Source organism: Micromonospora sp. NPDC049171 (genome assembly GCF_040648275.1).
Classification (GTDB): domain Bacteria; phylum Actinomycetota; class Actinomycetes; order Mycobacteriales; family Micromonosporaceae; genus Micromonospora.
The window spans coordinates 13666-31365 of record NZ_JBEZDJ010000041.1; the positions used below are offsets into that span (position 1 = coordinate 13666).

General features: G+C 72.0%; 15 protein-coding genes. 9 read left to right on the forward strand and 6 right to left on the reverse strand.

Annotation, left to right across the window (positions count from 1 at the left end; genetic code table 11):
- Positions 1–79: 79 nt before the first annotated feature.
- The 4 genes from AB0B14_RS34295 to AB0B14_RS34310 form a co-directional block, all read right to left on the reverse strand.
- Positions 80–964: an amino acid ABC transporter permease gene (locus AB0B14_RS34295; protein ID WP_357072827.1), complete on the reverse strand. Its 885-nt coding sequence runs from the start codon at positions 962–964 to the stop codon at positions 80–82.
- Positions 964–1638 (reverse strand): amino acid ABC transporter permease, encoded by a 675-nt coding sequence (locus AB0B14_RS34300; protein ID WP_357072824.1) that lies wholly within the window; start codon positions 1636–1638, stop codon positions 964–966. Before AB0B14_RS34300 ends, AB0B14_RS34295 begins: the two co-directional genes overlap by 1 nt.
- Positions 1639–1722: 84 nt before the next feature.
- Positions 1723–2589 carry a glutamate ABC transporter substrate-binding protein gene (locus tag AB0B14_RS34305; RefSeq protein WP_357526234.1) on the reverse strand — a complete coding sequence of 289 codons (867 nt, stop codon included), beginning with the start codon at positions 2587–2589 and terminating at the stop codon, positions 1723–1725.
- A gap of 57 nt (positions 2590–2646) precedes the next feature.
- Complete coding sequence (locus AB0B14_RS34310; RefSeq protein ID WP_357526236.1) at positions 2647–3402, reverse strand: amino acid ABC transporter ATP-binding protein; 756 nt, start codon at positions 3400–3402, stop codon at positions 2647–2649.
- A gap of 195 nt (positions 3403–3597) precedes the next feature.
- Between AB0B14_RS34310 and selD the strand changes: the two genes are divergently transcribed.
- Positions 3598–4587 carry a selenide, water dikinase SelD gene (gene selD / locus AB0B14_RS34315; protein ID WP_357072815.1) on the forward strand — a complete coding sequence of 330 codons (990 nt, stop codon included), beginning with the start codon at positions 3598–3600 and terminating at the stop codon, positions 4585–4587.
- A gap of 272 nt (positions 4588–4859) precedes the next feature.
- Positions 4860–5339, forward strand: coding sequence for a hypothetical protein (locus AB0B14_RS34320; RefSeq protein ID WP_357072812.1), 480 nt, complete (start codon positions 4860–4862; stop codon positions 5337–5339).
- 105 nt (positions 5340–5444) lie between these two features.
- Here the strand turns inward: AB0B14_RS34320 and AB0B14_RS34325 are convergent, their stop codons facing one another.
- Positions 5445–5693 (reverse strand): DUF2277 family protein, encoded by a 249-nt coding sequence (locus AB0B14_RS34325; RefSeq protein WP_357072809.1) that lies wholly within the window; start codon positions 5691–5693, stop codon positions 5445–5447.
- A gap of 165 nt (positions 5694–5858) precedes the next feature.
- On the opposite strand from AB0B14_RS34325, the gene fxsA reads away from it, so the two are divergent.
- The 6 genes from fxsA (at position 5859) to fxsT (ending at position 15023) form a co-directional block, all read left to right on the forward strand.
- Positions 5859–6047 (forward strand): FxSxx-COOH cyclophane-containing RiPP peptide, encoded by a 189-nt coding sequence (gene fxsA, locus AB0B14_RS34330; RefSeq protein WP_357072806.1) that lies wholly within the window; start codon positions 5859–5861, stop codon positions 6045–6047.
- Between the two features lie 63 nt (positions 6048–6110).
- Complete coding sequence (locus tag AB0B14_RS34335) at positions 6111–8372, forward strand: FxsB family cyclophane-forming radical SAM/SPASM peptide maturase (RefSeq protein ID WP_357526238.1); 2262 nt, start codon at positions 6111–6113, stop codon at positions 8370–8372.
- Positions 8356–9180: an AAC(3) family N-acetyltransferase gene (locus AB0B14_RS34340; RefSeq protein ID WP_357072800.1), complete on the forward strand. Its 825-nt coding sequence runs from the start codon at positions 8356–8358 to the stop codon at positions 9178–9180. The genes AB0B14_RS34335 and AB0B14_RS34340 overlap by 17 nt, the downstream gene beginning before the upstream one ends.
- Positions 9181–9232: 52 nt before the next feature.
- The gene (locus AB0B14_RS34345) at positions 9233–9892 is read left to right on the forward strand and encodes a TIR-like protein FxsC (RefSeq protein ID WP_357072797.1); all 660 of its coding nucleotides are present in this window, start codon (positions 9233–9235) and stop codon (positions 9890–9892) included.
- Positions 9889–11157, forward strand: coding sequence for a TIR-like protein FxsC (locus tag AB0B14_RS34350; RefSeq protein ID WP_357072794.1), 1269 nt, complete (start codon positions 9889–9891; stop codon positions 11155–11157). Before AB0B14_RS34345 ends, AB0B14_RS34350 begins: the two co-directional genes overlap by 4 nt.
- Positions 11154–15023, forward strand: coding sequence for an FxSxx-COOH system tetratricopeptide repeat protein (fxsT, locus tag AB0B14_RS34355; RefSeq protein WP_357072791.1), 3870 nt, complete (start codon positions 11154–11156; stop codon positions 15021–15023). The genes AB0B14_RS34350 and fxsT overlap by 4 nt, the downstream gene beginning before the upstream one ends.
- A gap of 43 nt (positions 15024–15066) precedes the next feature.
- Here the strand turns inward: fxsT and AB0B14_RS34360 are convergent, their stop codons facing one another.
- Positions 15067–15975 (reverse strand): alpha/beta hydrolase, encoded by a 909-nt coding sequence (locus tag AB0B14_RS34360; RefSeq protein ID WP_357072788.1) that lies wholly within the window; start codon positions 15973–15975, stop codon positions 15067–15069.
- Between the two features lie 220 nt (positions 15976–16195).
- Here AB0B14_RS34360 and miaB point away from each other — a divergent pair, with 220 nt between their 5' ends.
- Entirely contained in the window at positions 16196–17689 is a 1494-nt protein-coding gene (miaB, locus tag AB0B14_RS34365; RefSeq protein ID WP_357072785.1) for a tRNA (N6-isopentenyl adenosine(37)-C2)-methylthiotransferase MiaB, read from the forward strand.
- The last annotated feature ends 11 nt before the right edge of the window (positions 17690–17700 follow it).

Below are 17700 nucleotides of genomic sequence, written 5' to 3' on the forward strand. Positions count from 1 at the left end.
AATATCGGGGTGTCCCCAAGGAGGGGACACCCCGATATCAGGAAAGCACCGGGCGGCCCGGCGGGAAGCACGTCCCCGGTCAGCCCTGCGGTTCGCTGACGGTGTGGCCGCCCACCGGAGTGGCGCCGGCGGCGGTCCGTCGCTGGGCACGGAACCCACGCTGACGGCTACGCCGGTCCAACCAGTTGGCGAGCGCGGTGAGCAGCGAGTTGATCACGATGTAGATCGCGGCCACCACGATGGCCGCGGCGACGATGTTGCCCTTGTTCGCGGCGAGGTCGTTGACCCCGCGTTGCAGCAGCTCCGGGTAGGCGACGATGTAGCCGAGCGCGGTGTCCTTGAGCAACACCACGAGTTGGCTGACGATGACCGGCAGCATCGCCCGGGCGGCCTGCGGCACGAGGATCAGCTGCATGACCTGGCTCTTGCGCAGGCCGATCGCGTACGCGGCCTCGGACTGGCCACCGGGCAGCGAGCGGATCCCGGCCCGGAACGCCTCCGCGAGGACCGAGCCGTTGTACAACGTCAGCCCGATCACGACGGCCCAGAAGGCGGTCACCGGCCCGTCGATCACGAACGGCACGCCGTAGAAGATGAAGAAGATCATGAGGAGCAGCGGTACGGCGCGGAAGAACTCGACCACCGCGCCGGACGGAATGCTGATCCAGCGACGCTCGGAGAGCCGGCCGACCGCGAAGATGATGCCGAACGCCAACGAGAGCACCATGCCGACCGCGGCCGCCCAGAGTGTGGCGAGCAGGCCGGGCCCGATGAACTGGGTCCACGTCGCGGCCTCGGTGAAGGGCTTCCAGAGCTGCCCGTCCCACTGGCCCGCCTCGTCGAACTTCGCGTAGATCCACCAGAGCAGCCCGGCCAGGGCGACCCCGAAGACGACGGTCAGTGCCGCGTTGCGGATGCGTGCCCGAGGCCCCGGGTGGTCGTAGAGGACGGAGTCGGTGCTCATCAGCGCTTCACCGCCAGTCGGTTGGCCAGCCAGCCGAAGGCGTAGCCGGTGGGGATCAGGAACGCGGCGAAGGTGCCGGCGAAGACCAGGAAGATCATGATGACCGCGTTGCCGTTGTCATTGATCAGCTGCTTCATCACGTTTGAGGACTCCATCAACCCGATCGTGCCGACGATCGTGGCGTTCTTGCAGAGCGCGATCAGGATGCTGCCCAGCGGTGCGATCACGGAGCGCGTGGCCTGGGGCAGCACCACGATCCGCAGGGTCTGCACGAAGGTGAGACCGATCGCGCGGGCCGCCTCGGCCTGCCCGGTGGGCACCGTGTTGACGCCGGAGCGCAGCGCCTCGCAGACGAAGGAGGCCGTGTACACCGACAGGCCGACGACCCCGAGCCAGTAGTTGTTCAGGTCCAGGTCGTCGGAGAAGCTCAGACCGAGGCTGGAGTAGAGCCCGAAGTAGCAGAAGAAGACCACCAGGGTCAGCGGTGTGTTGCGGAAGATGTTGACCCAGGCCGTCCCGAAGCCGCGCAGCACGGGGACCGGCGAGACCCGCATGGCGGCGAGCACCAGGCCGAGCGCCAGCGCGAACAACGCCGACGCGCCGGTCAGCTTGAGGATCCAGACAAAGCCCGACAGGTAGGCGTCGAAGTTCGTCGGATCAGCGAATACGTCCATGCGTCGGCTCCCAGGGGCAGGTCGTCGGCGTCGTCACGGGCCGAGGGCCGACACCCGTGATCGGATGTCGGCCCTCGGGACCGGTCAGACGCTGCCGCAGTTGGTCAGCTTGGTGGTGTCCAGCTCGGGTGCGGCCTTGCCGCTCTTGCCCAGGCTGGTGTCCCAGGCGGCCTTGTAGGTGCCGTCCGAGGCGGCGGCCTTGAGGATCTCGTTGACCTTCTCGCAGCCGTCCTTGTCGTCCTTCTTCAGGCCGATGCCGTAGGGCTCGCTGGAGAAGGTCTTGCCGACCACCTTGAACTTGCCGGCGTACTGCGACTGGGCGGCGTAACCGGCGAGGATGATGTCATCCGTGGTGACGGCGTCGACCTGGCCCTTCTCCAGCAGCGGCAGGCACTTCGAGTACGCGTCGAACTGCTGGAGCTTGGCCTTCGGGTAGTCCGACTGGATCCGCTTGGCGGGCGTGGAGCCCGAGGCCGAGCAGACCTTCTTGCCCTCCAGGCCCTCGGGGCCGGTGATCGTCGAGTCGGCCTTGACGAGCAGGTCCTGGCCGGCGATGAAGTACGGGCCGGCGAAGTTGACCTTCTGCTTCCGCTCGTCGTTGATGGTGTAGGTGGCCACCACCAGGTCGACGGTGCCCTGCTGGATGAAGGGCTCCCGGTTGTTGGAGACCGTCGTCTTCCACTCGATGTTGTTCGCGTCGACGCCGAGACCCTTGGCGATGATCTTGCCGATCTCGATGTCGAAGCCCTCGTACTGGCTGCCGGTCTGCAGACCCAGGCCGGGCTGGTCGGCCTTGACGCCGATGACGAGCTTCTTCTGCTTCTCCGCCTTGCCGACGATGCCCTTGGCGCCCGAGCTGCCGGTGCTGCCGCCTTCGTCCCCGCCACAGGCGGTCATGGTGACGGCCAGAGCCGCGACCGCGGCGACTGCCGCAACGCGCTTGATACGCATACTCTTCTCCTTCTTCGACGGAGCCCGCCGAGGTGCGGCGCGCTCCACTACGGACGCCTAGTGCGTGAGGATCTTGGAGAGGAAGTCCTTGGCCCGCTCGCTGCGCGGGTTCTCGAAGAACTCCGCCGGGGAGGCGTCCTCGACGAGCTTGCCGTCGGCCATGAAGATGACCCGGTTGGCCGCGTGCCGGGCGAAGCCCATCTCGTGGGTGACCACGACCATGGTCATGCCGTCGCGGGCCAGCGAGGTCATCACGTCCAGCACCTCGCCGACCATCTCCGGGTCCAGAGCGCTGGTGGGCTCGTCGAAGAGCATCGCCTTGGGCTGCATGGCCAGCGCTCGGGCGATCGCCACGCGCTGTTGCTGCCCGCCGGAGAGCTGGGCCGGGAACTTGTCCGCCTGGTTGCCGATGCCGACCCGGTCGAGCAGGGCCAGGCCGCGCTCGCGGGCGGCGGCCGGCTTCTCCTTGCGGACCTTGATCGGGCCGAGGGTGACGTTCTCCAGGATGGTCTTGTGCGCGAAGAGGTTGAAGGACTGGAAGACCATCCCCACCTCGCTGCGCAGCTTGGCGAGGGGCTTGCCCTCGGCCGGCAGCGGCTGGCCGTCGAAGGTGATGGTGCCGGAGTTGATCGGCTCCAGTCGGTTGATGGCGCGGCACAGCGTCGACTTGCCGGAGCCGGACGGGCCGATCACCACGACCACCTCACCCCGACCCACCGACAGCGAGACGTCGTCCAGCACGTGCAGCGGCCCGAACCACTTGTTGACCGCGTCCAGCACGATGAGCGGTTCGCCCGTCGTCACGTCGTCCACCGTCCCCTGTCGTCTCCCGGATCGGGGTCGGTTGACCCCCGGTGCGGCCACTGTAGGCGGCCTGATGTGGCGGAATGCAACTCAGCGGGTCACGGAGCGATAACACCGGTCACGATCGTCGTCGGACGTCCGATTCCGTTCATTCCGCGGACCACAACTGTGGCGATCGTGGCCCGCTGTCGAGATCATGGGGGCATGACCGAACCGGTACGGCTGACCAAGTACGCCCGTGGTGGTGGCTGCGCCTGCAAGATCCCGCCGGGCGAGCTGGAGATCATGGTGTCCGGTCTCGGCCCGGCCACCGGGACCGCCGAGTTGCTCGTCGGGTTGGACCACGGCGACGACGCGGCGGTGGTGCGCCTCGATCAGCGGACCGGCCTGGTCAGCACCGCCGACTTCTTCACGCCGGTGGTCGACGACGCGTACGACTGGGGTCGGATCGCCGCGGCCAACGCGCTCTCCGACGTGTACGCGATGGGCGGCACCCCGTTGCTCGCGCTCAACCTGCTCTGCTGGCCGCGCGACGTGCTGCCGATGGAGTTGGCCGGCGAGGTGCTGCGCGGCGGCCAGGACGTGGCTCGGGAGGCCGGCTGTCACCTGGCCGGCGGGCACAGCGTGGACGACGACGGCCCGAAGTACGGTCTCGCGGTCACCGGCACGGTCCGCCCGGAGGAGTTGATCACCCTCGACGCCGGGCGGGCCGGCGTGCCGCTGTCGTTGACGAAGCCGCTCGGGGTGGGTGTGCTCAACACCCGACACAAGACCACCGGCGAGAGCTTTCCGGAGGCGGTGGCCTCGATGAGCGCGCTCAACCGGGACGCGGCCCGCGCCGCGGTCGCCGCCGGCATCCGCTGTGGCACCGACGTGACCGGGTTCGGGTTGCTCGGGCACGCCTCGAAGCTGGCCCGGGCCAGCCGGCTCACGGTGGCCATCGACACGGCCCGTGTGCCGTACCTGTCCGGTGCGCGGGAGGCGCTGCGCGACGGGTACGTCAGCGGCGGCAGCCGGCGCAACCTGGAGTGGGTGACCCCGTGGACGGATTTCGGCGCCGTGGGCGAGGACGAGCGGTTGTTGCTGGCCGACGCGCAGACCTCCGGCGGCCTGCTGGTCGCCGGTGAGATTCCCGGCGCGCCGGTGGTGGGTGAGTTGCTGCCGCGCGGCGAGCACCTCGTCGTCCTGCGCTGACTTTCCGCAGGTCGACGCCGGAGACGCGGCGGTCACCGTTCGCCGGACACGCGAGGGGCGCTCGTCGGACACGCGGCGGCGGTGGTGCGGTTGGCGCACCATAGCCGATAAACTGTCACCTTCCCGCTACTCCGAGCAATGTGGCTCAGGGAAATTTTGCCCGGAATGGTCACAGACCGGTAACTTGCCCCCGGCTGGGGTCAAATGCCCCCCACCATCGTGGGTAAGGCCCGATCCGGAGGCCGGTGGGACGAACGCAGCGAGGAGGCGGAATGACCGAGCTGTGGAACTGGAGAATCGACGGGGCTCGACCCGTGGAGGTCTACCCGGCGCTGGCCGAGGCGCTTGGCCGGGTGGTGATGCCGTTGGCGGTGGCCGACCCGGCCCGGCTGCCGGCGTACGCGGTGGTGTGTGACGTCTGGCAGGCGCCAGGTGAGTTCGCGACAGTCGTGGATTGCTACGGGGTGCCCGAGCGGCTCTCCGAGCACGCCAGCATCGCCGCGCTCGCTCGACTGCTGGGCCGCAACTGCCTGTTGCGGGACGACACGCTCGACGCGGGTCGGCATCTGCTCGTCGCGCCGGACGGCACGGTCCGTCCGGTGCACTTCGACGTGCGGGACACCGACGACGGCGAGGTGCTCAGCAGGCACCGGCTCTGCTCGCTCGGTGACCCGGGCTGTCGGGGCTGGTCGCAGTGCCACCGGTCACGCTGGGCGCCGGACACTGTCGTCCCGGCGCTCGCCGCGGCCTGACCCGCCAAGGGGGCAGGCCCGGCCGGAAGCCGCAAGCGCGAGTCGGTCCGCTCCCGCGAGCCCTCGACGCGGGCGCGACGGCGGCCGGTCGGTCCGTGCCCGCGATCAGCCGGTGACGGCGGCCTGCCGGTCCGTGGTGCCCGATCCGGCACCCCGTACCACCAGTTGGTCGAGCAGGTCGCGCGTCGCCGCGGTCACGGCGGCCACCGCGGCGTCGAACGCGGCGGCGTTGTGTGCGGCGGGCGCCCGGAAGCCAGAGATCTTCCGGACGTACTGCAACGCCGCCGCCTCGACGTCCGCGTCGGTCACCTGCGGGGTGAACGGCTCACGCAACGTCTTGATGCTCCGGCACATGTGGGTTTCCTCCTCTGTCGGCGCCCCGGACCAACACCCGGGGTGCCGGTGGTTGTACCGACGGTGACACTCGGTCGATATTTGTCTATCCTGGTCACGGACCAGAGCCTTTCGCGCAATTATCGCCGCTCGCGCTTCCGGCGCCCGGGCCCTCGGAGACTCATTGTGGACCATGCCCCCACCCGCACCACCCGTCCCGACCTCGACAACCTCACCCGAAGCCTGCACACCCCGCTGGCGCGGATCGCCGCCGAGCACGCCGATCTGGTCGAGGCGGTCCGCCGGCGCGTCGTCGTGGACGAGACCCTGCCCTCCGGCAGCGTGCCCGTCGCCGCCTTCAACTCGTCGATCTAGATGATGGCCGGCCGGAGCGGGCCACCCGGAGTGGGCGGGTCGCGCCGGCCGATCAGCCAGTTCGTGCTGAAGGTGCACAGCCGGTGCGATCTGAGCTGTGACCACTGCTACGTCTACCAGCACGCCGACCAGACCTGGCGGGGTCGGCCGGTGCGGATGTCGACGGCCACGGTCCGGGCCGCCGCACGACGCATCGCCGAGCACGCCCGCGAGCACGCGTTGCCGGTCGTACACGTGGTGCTGCACGGGGGTGAGCCGCTGCTGCTGGGCGCTGCCGGGCTGCGCGAGGTGCTGGCCGAGCTGCGGGCGGCGATCACGCCGTGGACGCGGCTCGACCTGCGCATGCAGACCAATGGCGTGCTGCTTGACGATGAGCTGTGCCGGCTCCTCGTCGACGAGGACGTGCAGGTCGGAGTGTCGTTCGACGGCGACCGCGCGGCCAACGACCGGCACCGGGTCTTCGCCCACGGCGGCAGCAGCCACGACCACGTCCGGCGGGCGCTGGCCCTGCTCCGGCGGCCGGAGCACCGCGCCAGCTACGCCGGCATCCTCTGCACCGTCGACGTCCGCAACGACCCCGACCGGGTGTACGAGGCGCTGCTGGCCGAGAGCCCTCCCCGGGTGGACCTGCTGCTGCCGCACGCCACCTGGGACAACCCCCCGCCGCGCCCCGGCCCCGGGTCCACCCCCTACGCGGACTGGCTGGGCCGGGTGCACCGGCGGTGGGTCGACGAGGGGCGGCCGATGTCGATCCGGCTGTTCGAGGCGTTGCGGCCCGGTGGCGGCGGCACCGAGGCGTTCGGCCTCGCCCCGGCCGACGTGCTGGTGATCGAGGCGGACGGCAGTTGGGAGCAGGTCGACTCGTTGAAGACCGCCTATCACGGCGCGGCGGGCACCGGGTTCGATGTGTTCGGCCAGTCGGTGGACGAGGCGGCCCGGCACCCCGGTGTCGCCGTCCGGCAGGAGGGCGTGGACGGGCTCTGCGCGACCTGCCGGGCCTGTCCGGTGGTCGACAGGTGTGGCGGCGGGCTGTACGCCCACCGCTGGCGCACCGGCTCCGGCTTCGACAACCCGTCGGTGTACTGCGCCGACCTGCTCCGTCTCGTCGACAGCGTCGACGCGTACCCGCGGCCGGCGCGCCAACCCCCGGCCGCCGCACCGGCCGACGACCTGCTGGACGACCTGGCGACCGGCCACGGGTCGACGGCGACGCTGGCGCTGCTCGCCGCCACCCAGCTCTCCATCACCCGGGCGTTGCTGGTGTCCTGCCGGGACCGGGGTGGTTCCCCGGCCGCCTGGGAGCTGCTCGTCCATCTCGACCAGGCCGCACCGGAGGCGGTCCGGGCGGTCCTCGAGCACCCCTTCGTCCGGCCCTGGCTGGTGCACCGGCTCGACTCGTCGGCCCGGTCGGGGGCCCGCCCCGCGGTCGATCCGCTGCCGGCGCTCGCCGTCGCGGCGGCGCTGCGGGCCGGCGTCCCGGCGGCGGTGCACGTCCCGGTGCGGGCCGACGCGATCACGTTGCCCACGCACGGTGGTCTGGTGCTGCCCGGCCTGGGGGAGAGCGCCGAGGTGACGGTCCTGCGGGGAGGCTTCCGGGTCCGCGGCGGCTCCGTCGAGCGGACGGTGCTCCTCGACCCGGTCGAGTCGTCCGCCGGCTGGCGACCGACGCGCGACGTGTCGGTGCCCGGTGGCTGGTTGCTGATCGAGGACGGCGACCCCTACCGGGACTGCTACGGCCAGCCGGTGGCACCCCGCCTGGCGGACCCGGCCGCGCGGGCGTTGGGGCGTACCGTGGCCGAGGCCTGGCGGGTCGTGCAGCGCGACGTGCCGGCGCACGCGGCGACGCTCGACGGCGGTCTGCGCGCCGTGGTGCCGCTGACACCCGACCCGGTGCGACCACTGCGCAGCGCGACCGCGCGGCACGCGTTCGGCGCGGTCGCGGTGACCCCGCATCCCGACCCGGAGACGATGGCGGTGCTGCTCGTGCACGAGTGGCAGCACGCGAAACTCGGCGCCGCGCTCGACCTGTACGACCTCGTCGAACCCGGCCAGGGCACCCGGATCAGGGTGCCCTGGCGTCCCGATCCGAGGCCACCGGAGGGCGTGTTGCAAGGGGTGTACGCCCACCTGGCGGTGACCCAGGTGTGGCAGTCCCGGGCGGCCAGCACCGGGGGTGACGCGTCGGCGCACGCCGACCGTTACCTGAGCTGGACCCGGGACGGCGTCGACGCGCTGCTGGCCAGTCGGTCGCTCACCGCGGCGGGTGAGCGGTTCGTCGGCCGGTTGCGGCACGCCCTTGAGGAGACCCGTGTCGGGTCCCGATGAGCGGCAGCTGCCCTTCCTGGGCCGTCCTCGCCTCGCCGACGATCTGCGAGCGCTGGGCGTCCGCCCGGGGGCGTGCCTCGTGGTGCACTGCGGCCTACGTCGGGTGGGCCCGTTGGAGGCCGGGCCGGCGACGCTTGCCAACGCTCTGCGCGACGTCCTCGGCCCGGCCGGCACGTTGCTGGTGCCCACCCACACCGACGGCAACTCGACGACCTCCCGGGCCCACCTGGCGGCCGTCGCGGGGATGGACCGGGCGCAGCGCGAGCGGTACGAGGCGGCGCTGCCGGGCTGGGACCGCCGCAGCACCCCGTCGCAGCGGATGGGTGCGCTCGCCGAGTACGTCAGGTGTGCCCCCGGCGCCGTCCGCAGTGATCATCCGCAGACCTCGTTCGCCGCGCTCGGGCCGCGTGCCCGGCAGCTCACCGACGACCACGACCTCACCTGCCACCTGGGCGAACGCTCACCTGTCGGTGGCCTCTACGCGGCCGACGGGCAGATTCTGCTGCTCGGTCTCGGCTACGAGGCGTGTAGTGCCCTGCACCTGGCGGAATACCGGCTGCCGGTGCCGGCGCCCGAGCGCGACTACCACTGCTTCCGGCTCGTCGACGGGCGTCGGGTCCGCCTCGACTTCCGCGCTCTCGACCTGGACGACCGCGACTTTCCCACGGTGGGCGTCGCGCTCGACGACGCTTCGTTCGTGCGGCACGGTCGGGTCGGTCGGGCGAGCGCGCGCCTGCTGCCGGCACGTGCCACAGTGGACTTCGCCGTCGACTGGTTCGCGGCGAACCGGCTGGCGGCGCGACGTTGACGCGGGGTCTACGCTGATGGTCCGGCCGCGTGGGGAGGGCGGAGGGGCAGCGGTGAGCACAGCGGACGCACCCTCCAGAACGCGCGCCCCGCTCTTCTTCGTCAGCTACTCCAGGGCGCCGGTCGGCCGGGCCACCGGCAAGCCCGCCGAGTACGTCTCCCGGTTCTTCGAGGACCTGTCCGTGCACGTCAGCGAGCTGGTCGGCCCGGTGACCGGGCTGGACGCCGGCTTCCTGGACACCTCCATCGCGGGCGGGGAACGCTGGAGCCCGGAGCTTCTCGAGGCCGCCGGCACCTGCCAGGTCTTCGTGCCGCTGGTGTCCAGTGCGCTGCTCGGCAGCGAGTGGTGCGGCCGCGAGTGGGACGCGTTCTCCCGCCGACGGATCGTCGGGCGGCACAGCTCCGCCTCGGCCCACGAGACGGCGATCGTGCCGGTCACCTGGTCGCCGACGAACGGCACCGCACTGCCCCGGGTGCTGCGCGACATCCAACGGTTCTCCCCGACCGCCATGCCGGATCCCGACATCGCGGTGCACTACCAGCGGGATGGGGTCTACGGCTTGCTGACCATGCAGTGGGAGAACGCGTACCGGGCGGTGGTCTGGCGGCTCGCGCAGCGGATCGTGGCGATCCACCGCTCCTACCTGGTGGAGCCCTGGGTGCCGGCGAGTGCCGACGAGCTGTGCAACAGGTTCGCCGAGGAGCCGGGGTGAGCCCGCCGGGGGACCGCCGCCGACCGGCGGCACGAGGGACGTACTTCTTCCTCAGCTATGCCCACTCGGCGCCGGCCCCGGGCGCGCGGGCCGACGCCGACGTGTGGGTCGGGCAGTTCTTCAGCGACCTGTCCGACGAGGTGCGGCGCCAGGCGCGGCCGGTGGCCGGAATGCGGATCGGCTTCTTCGACCAGCACATCCCGATGGGCGCCGACTGGAAGGCGGCTCTCGCCGAGGCGCTCGGTGACGCCGAGGTCTTCGTCCCGCTCTACTCGCCCGGCTACTTCAGCCGCCCGTGGGCGTTGGGGGAGCAGGAGTCCTTCCGGGCCCGGCTGGCCGCCGCCGGTCCGGCCCGGCTCACCGCCGGTCACCTCACCCCGGTGCTGTGGATCCCGTTTCCGTGGGGGGCCCATCCCGAGCTGGACGGCGCCCTGGACCTGGGTCGGGACGTCCCGGAGTACGCCGAGGACGGCCTGCGCGCCTTCTGCATGCTGGCCTCCTACCGGGCGCAGTACGAGCTGCTGCTGAGCCGCCTGGCCAGTCGGATCGTGCACACCGCCGAGCGGCGACCGCTGGGTCCGTCCCGGGCGCCGGGCCTCGACGAGGTCGCCCGCCCGGGGCCGTCCGACCCGGACTTCGTCGTCGCCGTCCTGGCCCCGACCCGGGACCGCCTTCCGGCCAACCGCGACCCCGCCGGCTACGCGACGAGCGGCCGGCTCTGGCGGCCGTACGGGCGACGCCAGGAACTCCCCGCCGCCGAGTACGCGGTCAGCACCGCCGAGCGCCTCGGGCTGTCCGCCCGCACGGAGGACTTCACCCAGGCCGCCGGCCTGCTCGACCACCGACCGGCCGTGCTGCTCGTCGACCCGTGGGTCGCGGCGGCGCCCGACGCGTCGGCGATCCTCGCCGGCATGCTGCACGGCCTGCGGGAGTGGGTCGTGCCGCTGGTGGTCACCGACGACGACGACACCCAGGACGCGTCCCGCTGGGCGACCGAGGTGACGCGCCTGCTGCACGACGCCGGCCTGCCCCAGGTGAAGCGGGCGTGCAGCATGCCGGAGTTCGTCGACCTGATGCCGGCGCTGGTCACCGAGGCCCGCCGCCAGTTCCTCAAGTACGGCCCGGTCGTCCCCTTCGCACCACCGTCGGAACCGGTGCCGAGCCTGCGCGACGGCCTGCCCGCCGCCGGCTCCACCGGCACGCCCGACCCCGTGTCCCCGCCTGCTGATCCGGCCCCACCGCGTCCCCACGGAGAAGACCGATGAACAACGATCGCGAAGGCCAGGTCGTCACCTTCTACTCGTTCAAGGGTGGGACGGGCCGGACGATGGCGCTGGCCAACGTCGCCTGGATCCTCGCGGCCAGCGGCCGCCGGGTGCTTGTCGCCGACTGGGATCTCGAGTCACCAGGCCTGCACCGCTTCTTCCATCCGTTCCTGGACGCCGAGGCGATCCAGGGCACCAGCGGCGTGATCGACATGATCCGGGACTACGAGTGGGAGACCACCCGCGTCGACGACCGACCGGATCGCTGGATGGAGCAGTACGCCCGGGTCGCGCGGCACGCGTTCTCGTTGCGGTGGAGCTTCCCCGACGGCGGCGGCCTCGACTTCCTCTCCGCCGGCCGGCAGAACAGCGACTACGCCGTCTCGGTGAGCGGTCTGGACTGGGACAACTTCTACAACCGGCTGGGCGGGGCGCAGTTCTTCGAGGCGCTGCGGGCGGACATGAAGCGCCAGTACGACTACACCCTGATCGACAGCCGGACGGGGTTGAGCGACGTCGCCGACATCTGCACCCTGCACCTGCCGGACACCCTCGTCGACTGCTTCACGCTCAGCGACCAGGGCATCGACGGTGCGGCCCGGGTGGCGCACTCGGTGCGGGACCGGTACCGGCGGCGCGACATCCGGGTCCTGCCGGTGCCGATGCGGGTCGACCAGGCCGAGAAGGAGCGGGCCGAGGCGGGTCGCCTGCTGGCCATGCGTCGCTTCGCCGGGTTGCCGGCGGGCATGACCGAGGCGGAACGGCGGCGCTACTGGGCCGCGGTGGAGGTTCCCTACCGGCCGTTCTACGCCTACGAGGAGACCCTGGCGACCTTCGGCGACCCGCCCGGTTCGCCGACGTCGCTGCTGGCCGCGTTCGAGACGCTGACCGGGATCCTCACCGACGGCGAGGTGAGCGCGCTGCCGGTGATGGACGAGTCGGTGCGGGAGCGGGGCAAGGCCCGTTTCCGTCGGCGTACCGAGGCGATCGACGACCAGATCGTGCTCCGGTACGCGCCGGAGGACGCCATCTGGGCCGAGTGGCTGGAGCGGGTGCTCAGCTCGGCGGGGCTGCGGGTGGTGGAGCCCGCCTCCGCCGTCGGGTCCGCCGGCACGCCCGCGCCGCGCACGCTGACCGTGGTCTCGCCGGCCTACGTGGCCACGCCGTCCGGCGGCCTGCCCGACCGCGACACGAGCACCGGCTCGACGGCCCTCGCCGTGTACGTCGCCGACCTGCGCCCGCTTGCCGAGTTTCCGGCCCAGAGTTCGACGAACCTGGTGAACGTGAGCGCCGCGACCGCTGTGGAGCGGGTGCTGCGGCTGGTCGGCCGGCCGGTGCCGTCGTCGGCGGACGGTCCGGCGGCCGGGGCGGCCCGTTATCCCGGCACCGAGCCGCTGATCTTCAATGCCCCCAACCGGAACGCCCGGTTCACCGGCCGGGAGGACGACCTGGCGCGACTGCGTGCGCAGTTGCAGAGCGGGGGCAGCGCGGTGGTGCTGCCGGTCGCCCTGCAGGGCATGGGTGGCGTCGGCAAGACGCAGGTGGCGTTGGAGTACGTGCACCGGTTCCGGGCCGCGTACGACGTGGTCTGGTGGATCGTGGCGGACCCGCCGCAGTTCGTCGACACCGCCCTCGCCGACCTCGCCGGTCGCCTCGGCATCCTCGTCGGGCCCACCCTGCCCGACACGGTCCGATCCGTGTTGCAGGTGCTGGGCCGTGGTGAGCCGTACGAGCGGTGGCTCGTCGTGCTGGACAACGCCGAGGAGCTCGACCAGATCGAGCCGTTCCTGCCGCAGGGCCCCGGCCACGTCCTGCTGACCTCCCGCAACCGCGCCTGGGGTGATCGGGCGAACCCGATCCAGGTGGACGTCTTCAACCGCACCGAGAGCGTCGCGCACCTCGCCCAGCGGGTGCCCACGATCAGCGCCGAGGAGGCCGACCGGGTGGCCGAGGCGCTCGGCGACCTGCCGATCGCGGTGGCCGCGGCGGGTGCCTGGCTGGCGGACACCGGCACGTCGGTCTCCGACTATCTGCGGCAGATCGAGCGGCACGGCCCGAGCGCGCTCTCCGTGGAGGCGACCTGGGACCTGTCGCTGAACCGGCTACTCGAACAGGCGCCGGCCGCGTACCGGTTGTTGCAGCTCTGCTCGGTGCTGGCACCGGAGATCGCCCTCGAACTCATCTACAGCGACGAGATGGCGGCGGCCCTCGTGCCGTTCGACCCGTCGGTGTCGGAGCGGCTGGTGCGTGGCGCCCTGGTCCAGCAGATCAACCGGCTGGCCCTGCTCAAGCTCGACGTGCAGGGCGGTCGGGTGCAGGTGCACCGGTTGTTGCAGGCGGTGGTCCGCGACCGGATGACCGACGACGAGATCACCGCCGCCCGACACCAGGTGCACCTGGTGCTGGCCGCGTCCCGCCCGCGCGGCGACGTGGACGACCCGACCACCTGGGCCCGGCTGCGGATGCTCTGGCCGCATCTGGAGGTCTCCGAGGCGCTGACCTGCCCGGACGAGTCGGTGTGTCAGCTCCTGATCGACCGGGTCCGTTACCTGTGGCAGCGCGGCGGTCTGGACCAGGCCGACGCCTTCAGCCAGGAGGTGGACGACACCTGGAGCGCCCGGCTCGGCGACATCCACGACGAGGTCGAGGCGTCGGCGCTGGGCCGACAGCTGCTGCACCTGCGGTTCAACCGGGCGAACATCCTGCGCAGCCTGGGCCGCTTCGACGAGGCCCGGGACCTGGACGAGGCGGTGCTCGCCGAGCAACGCCGCCTGCTGGGCCCGCTGCACCCGCACAGTCTGATGACCGCCGGCAGCCTCGGCGGTGACCTGCGGGCCCTCGGCCGCTACGCCGAGGCGCTGGAGCGGGACCGGTCCACCTACGCCTCCTGGCTGCAGGTGTTCGGCGAGGACCACCCACGGACGTTGAGCGCGGCCAACAACCTCGCCGTCTCGTACCGGCTGGTCGGCGACTACCGGTCGGCCCGGCGGTGGGATGACGAGGTGCACCAGCGGCGGCGGCTGGTGCTCGGCCCCACCCATCCCTACACGCTCGTCTCCGCCGTGCGGCTGGGCAGCGACCTGCGGGAGGCCGGCGAGTACGAACGCTCGGCCACCCTGTTGCGCACGGTGTACGAGACGTACTGCGAGGTGCTCGGGCCGGACGACGGCCAGAGCCTCGCCGCCCAGGTCAACCTGGCGGTGTCGCTGCGCAGCTCCGGTCGGGGCAGCGAGGCCGCGCCGATGTTCGAGACGGCCTTCCGTGAGCTCGACGAACGCTTCGGTCCCGACAATCCGGACACGGTGGCCTGCCGGTCCAGCCGTGCGGCGAACCTGTTGGCCGTCGGCGACGCGGCCCGGGCGTTCGCCGAGATGACCGCGGTGCGCCTGGCGTACGAGGAGCAGCTCCGGCTCGGCCCGGAGCACCCGCACACCCTGGCGACGGTGAGCAACATCTCGGCGGCGGAGCGCGCCCTCGGACGCCGGTCGGACGCCCTCGCGTCGGCGGCCCGGGCGGTCGGCGAGTTGCGCAAGGTGCTCGGCCCCGACCACCCGCACACCCTCGCGGCGGAGGTCAACCAGGCGGTGTGCCTCGCCGAGGAGGGTGACCTGGAGTCGGCGCGGGACCGGCTGCGGGAGACCGCCGGCCGGCTGGCCGCGGTGATCGGCGCGGACCACCCCGACACGCTGCGCTGCCTCGGTGACCTCGCCCTGGTGTCGAGGCGCGCGGGCGACGGCGCTTCGGCCGAGGACGTCGGCGCGGTGGCGGACCGGCTGGCCGAGGTGATCGGCCTGGAGCATCCGACCGTGCAGACCCTGCGCGAGCGGCGGCTCGTCGTCCGGGTGATCGACCCGCACACGATCTGACCGGGTGTCCGGCCCGCCGGCCCTGCCGCGCCGGGCCGGACGCTCAGACCTGGGGGCTGGTCGCGAGAGCCGGCGTGACCAGCCAGGTCAGGGTCTGCGGCAGGATCTCCACCGCCCCGAAGTGTGCGGCGCCGGGCTGCACCTGGACCTCGGCGCGCGGGATCCGCGAGGCGAGCCAGTGGGAGTGCTCCACCGGGGAGAAGCGGTCCTGCTCGCCGTGCCAGAGCCGGACCTCCGCGCGGATGCCGGCGAGGTCGAACCCCCAGCCCCGGCGGATCGCCAACACGTCGTCGATCCAGCCCTCGGGGCCGTGTCGCAGGGCCTCGGCGTACATGTCGGTGAGCAGGCGACGGATCGCGACGTCGTCGACGACCCGGATGTCCTCGTCGGGTAACTGCGGGCGCAGGAAGTCCAGCAGCGTCATCGGGTCCCGTCGAGCCTCCTCGGCGCGGACCTTCAGGTTGAGCGTCAGCTCGGTCAGGTCCTCGTCGGCCTGCCCGTAGTCCGTCACGTTCGTCGCGGCCATGCCCGCGTACCAGTCCAGGTCGGGTGCGCCGGCCGGGGCGAGCCCCACCAGCACGGCGGCCCGGGTGACCCGGTCCGGCAGCAGTGCCGCGCAGGCCAGGGCGTGCGGCCCGCCGCCGGAGCGGCCGACCACCGCGAATCGTTCGATGCCGAGGGCGTCGGCGATCGCCTCGACGTCGGCCGCCGCGTCGGCCACCCGCCGGCCCTCCTGCCGGTCGGAGTCGCCGTAGCCGGGCCGGTCGTAGCAGACGAGGTGCACGCCGAGGCGGTAGACGACGATGCCCCGGGGTCGGGGGCCACTGCGGCTGCCCGGGGTGCCGTGCAGCAGGAAGACCGGGGGCCCGTCGGGTGCGCCGGAGGTCTCCACCGCGAGCCGCCGCCCGTCCGGAGTGGTGACGGTGCGCTGTGTCGCATCTTGTCGCGTCACGGTTGGCCTCCCGCGGGTCGTCATGTGCTCCCCCGTGAACGGTGCCGCGCATCGTCGGCGTTGAGTGCAAAGCCCCCGAAATCGCCCAGAACACATTCTTGTTGTGCAGCGTACTGCCCGCCGTGGATGCCCGCCATGGGCCGCCGGGTCAATGCCGGTGGGTGGGGGCCGCCAAACGGGCCGCTACCCTGGTAGCCCGAGGGGAAGGGGCACCAAGAGGGTGGCTAGGACCTACAACGTCGTGACGTACGGCTGCCAGATGAACGTCCACGATTCCGAGCGCATCTCCGGCCTGCTGGAACAGGCCGGCTACGTACGCGCGGTGCCGGCCGACGACACCCCGGACATCGTCGTCTTCAACACCTGCGCCGTCCGCGAGAACGCCGACAACCGGCTCTACGGCAACCTCGGTCGACTGCGTCCGGTCAAGGACAAGCACCCCGGCATGCAGATCGCGGTCGGTGGCTGCCTGGCCCAGAAGGACCGGGGCGAGATCGTCCGCAAGGCACCCTGGGTGGACGTGGTCTTCGGCACCCACAACATCGGTGCGCTGCCGGTGCTGCTGGAGCGGGCCCGGCACAACGCCGCCGCCGAGGTGGAGATCCTGGAGTCCCTCGACGTCTTCCCCTCCACGCTGCCCACCCGCCGCGAGTCCACGTACGCCGGCTGGGTGTCGATCTCGGTGGGCTGCAACAACACCTGCACGTTCTGCATCGTGCCGGCGCTGCGCGGCAAGGAGAAGGACCGCCGCCCCGGCGACATCCTCTCCGAGGTGCGCGCCCTGGTCGACGAGGGCGTGCTGGAGGTGACCCTGCTCGGGCAGAACGTCAACTCCTACGGTGTGGAGTTCGGCGACCGGTACGCCTTCGGCAAGCTGTTGCGGGCCTGCGGCGACATCGACGGGCTGGAGCGGGTCCGGTTCACCAGCCCGCACCCGAAGGACTTCACCGACGACGTGATCGCCGCGATGGCCGAGACGCCGAACGTGTGCCACTCGCTGCACATGCCGTTGCAGTCCGGCTCCGACGACGTGCTGAAGGCGATGCGCCGGTCCTACCGCTCCGAGCGTTACCTGGGGATCATCGAGAAGGTCCGGGCGGCGATGCCGGACGCGGCGATCACCACCGACATCATCGTCGGTTTCCCCGGCGAGACCGAGGCCGACTTCCAACGCACGTTGGACGTGGTCCGCGAGGCCCGGTTCTCCTCGGCCTTCACTTTCCAATACTCGAAGCGCCCCGGCACCCCCGCCGCGACCATGGACGACCAACTGCCCAAGCAGGTCGTGCAGGAGCGCTACGAGCGGCTGATCGAATGCGTCGAGGAGATCACCTGGGCGGAGAACAAGCGCCTGGTGGGGGAGACCGTCGAGGTGCTGGTCGCCCTCGGCGAGGGCCGCAAGGACGAGCGGACCGGCCGGATGTCCGGTCGGGCCCGCGACGGCCGGCTCGTGCACTTCGCGACCGAGGTACCCGGCGGGCAGTCGCTGGCCGGCCAGATCCGGCCGGGCGACATCGTGCACACCGCGATCACGTACGCCGCACCGCACCACCTCAACGCCGACGGGGCGCCGGTGGCGCACCGACGGACCCGGGCCGGCGACGCGGCCGAGGCGGGGCGCTCCCCGCGTACCCCCGGGGTGTTGCTCGGTCTGCCGACGATCGGCGCACCACCGGTCGCGCCCGCACCCACCGCCGGCTGCGCCACCCACTGAGCGCGCGGAAG

Excerpts from the sequence above, each read along its gene's own strand:
- AB0B14_RS34295 (WP_357072827.1), bottom strand. The coding sequence starts at position 964 with ATGAGCACCGACTCCGTCCTCTACGACCACCCGGGGCCTCGGGCACGC.
- AB0B14_RS34300 (WP_357072824.1), bottom strand. The coding sequence starts at position 1,638 with ATGGACGTATTCGCTGATCCGACGAACTTCGACGCCTACCTGTCGGGC.
- AB0B14_RS34305 (WP_357526234.1), bottom strand. The coding sequence starts at position 2,589 with ATGCGTATCAAGCGCGTTGCGGCAGTCGCCGCGGTCGCGGCTCTGGCC.
- selD (WP_357072815.1), top strand. The coding sequence starts at position 3,598 with ATGACCGAACCGGTACGGCTGACCAAGTACGCCCGTGGTGGTGGCTGC.
- AB0B14_RS34320 (WP_357072812.1), top strand. The coding sequence starts at position 4,860 with ATGACCGAGCTGTGGAACTGGAGAATCGACGGGGCTCGACCCGTGGAG.
- AB0B14_RS34325 (WP_357072809.1), bottom strand. The coding sequence starts at position 5,693 with ATGTGCCGGAGCATCAAGACGTTGCGTGAGCCGTTCACCCCGCAGGTG.
- fxsT (WP_357072791.1), top strand. The coding sequence starts at position 11,154 with ATGAACAACGATCGCGAAGGCCAGGTCGTCACCTTCTACTCGTTCAAG.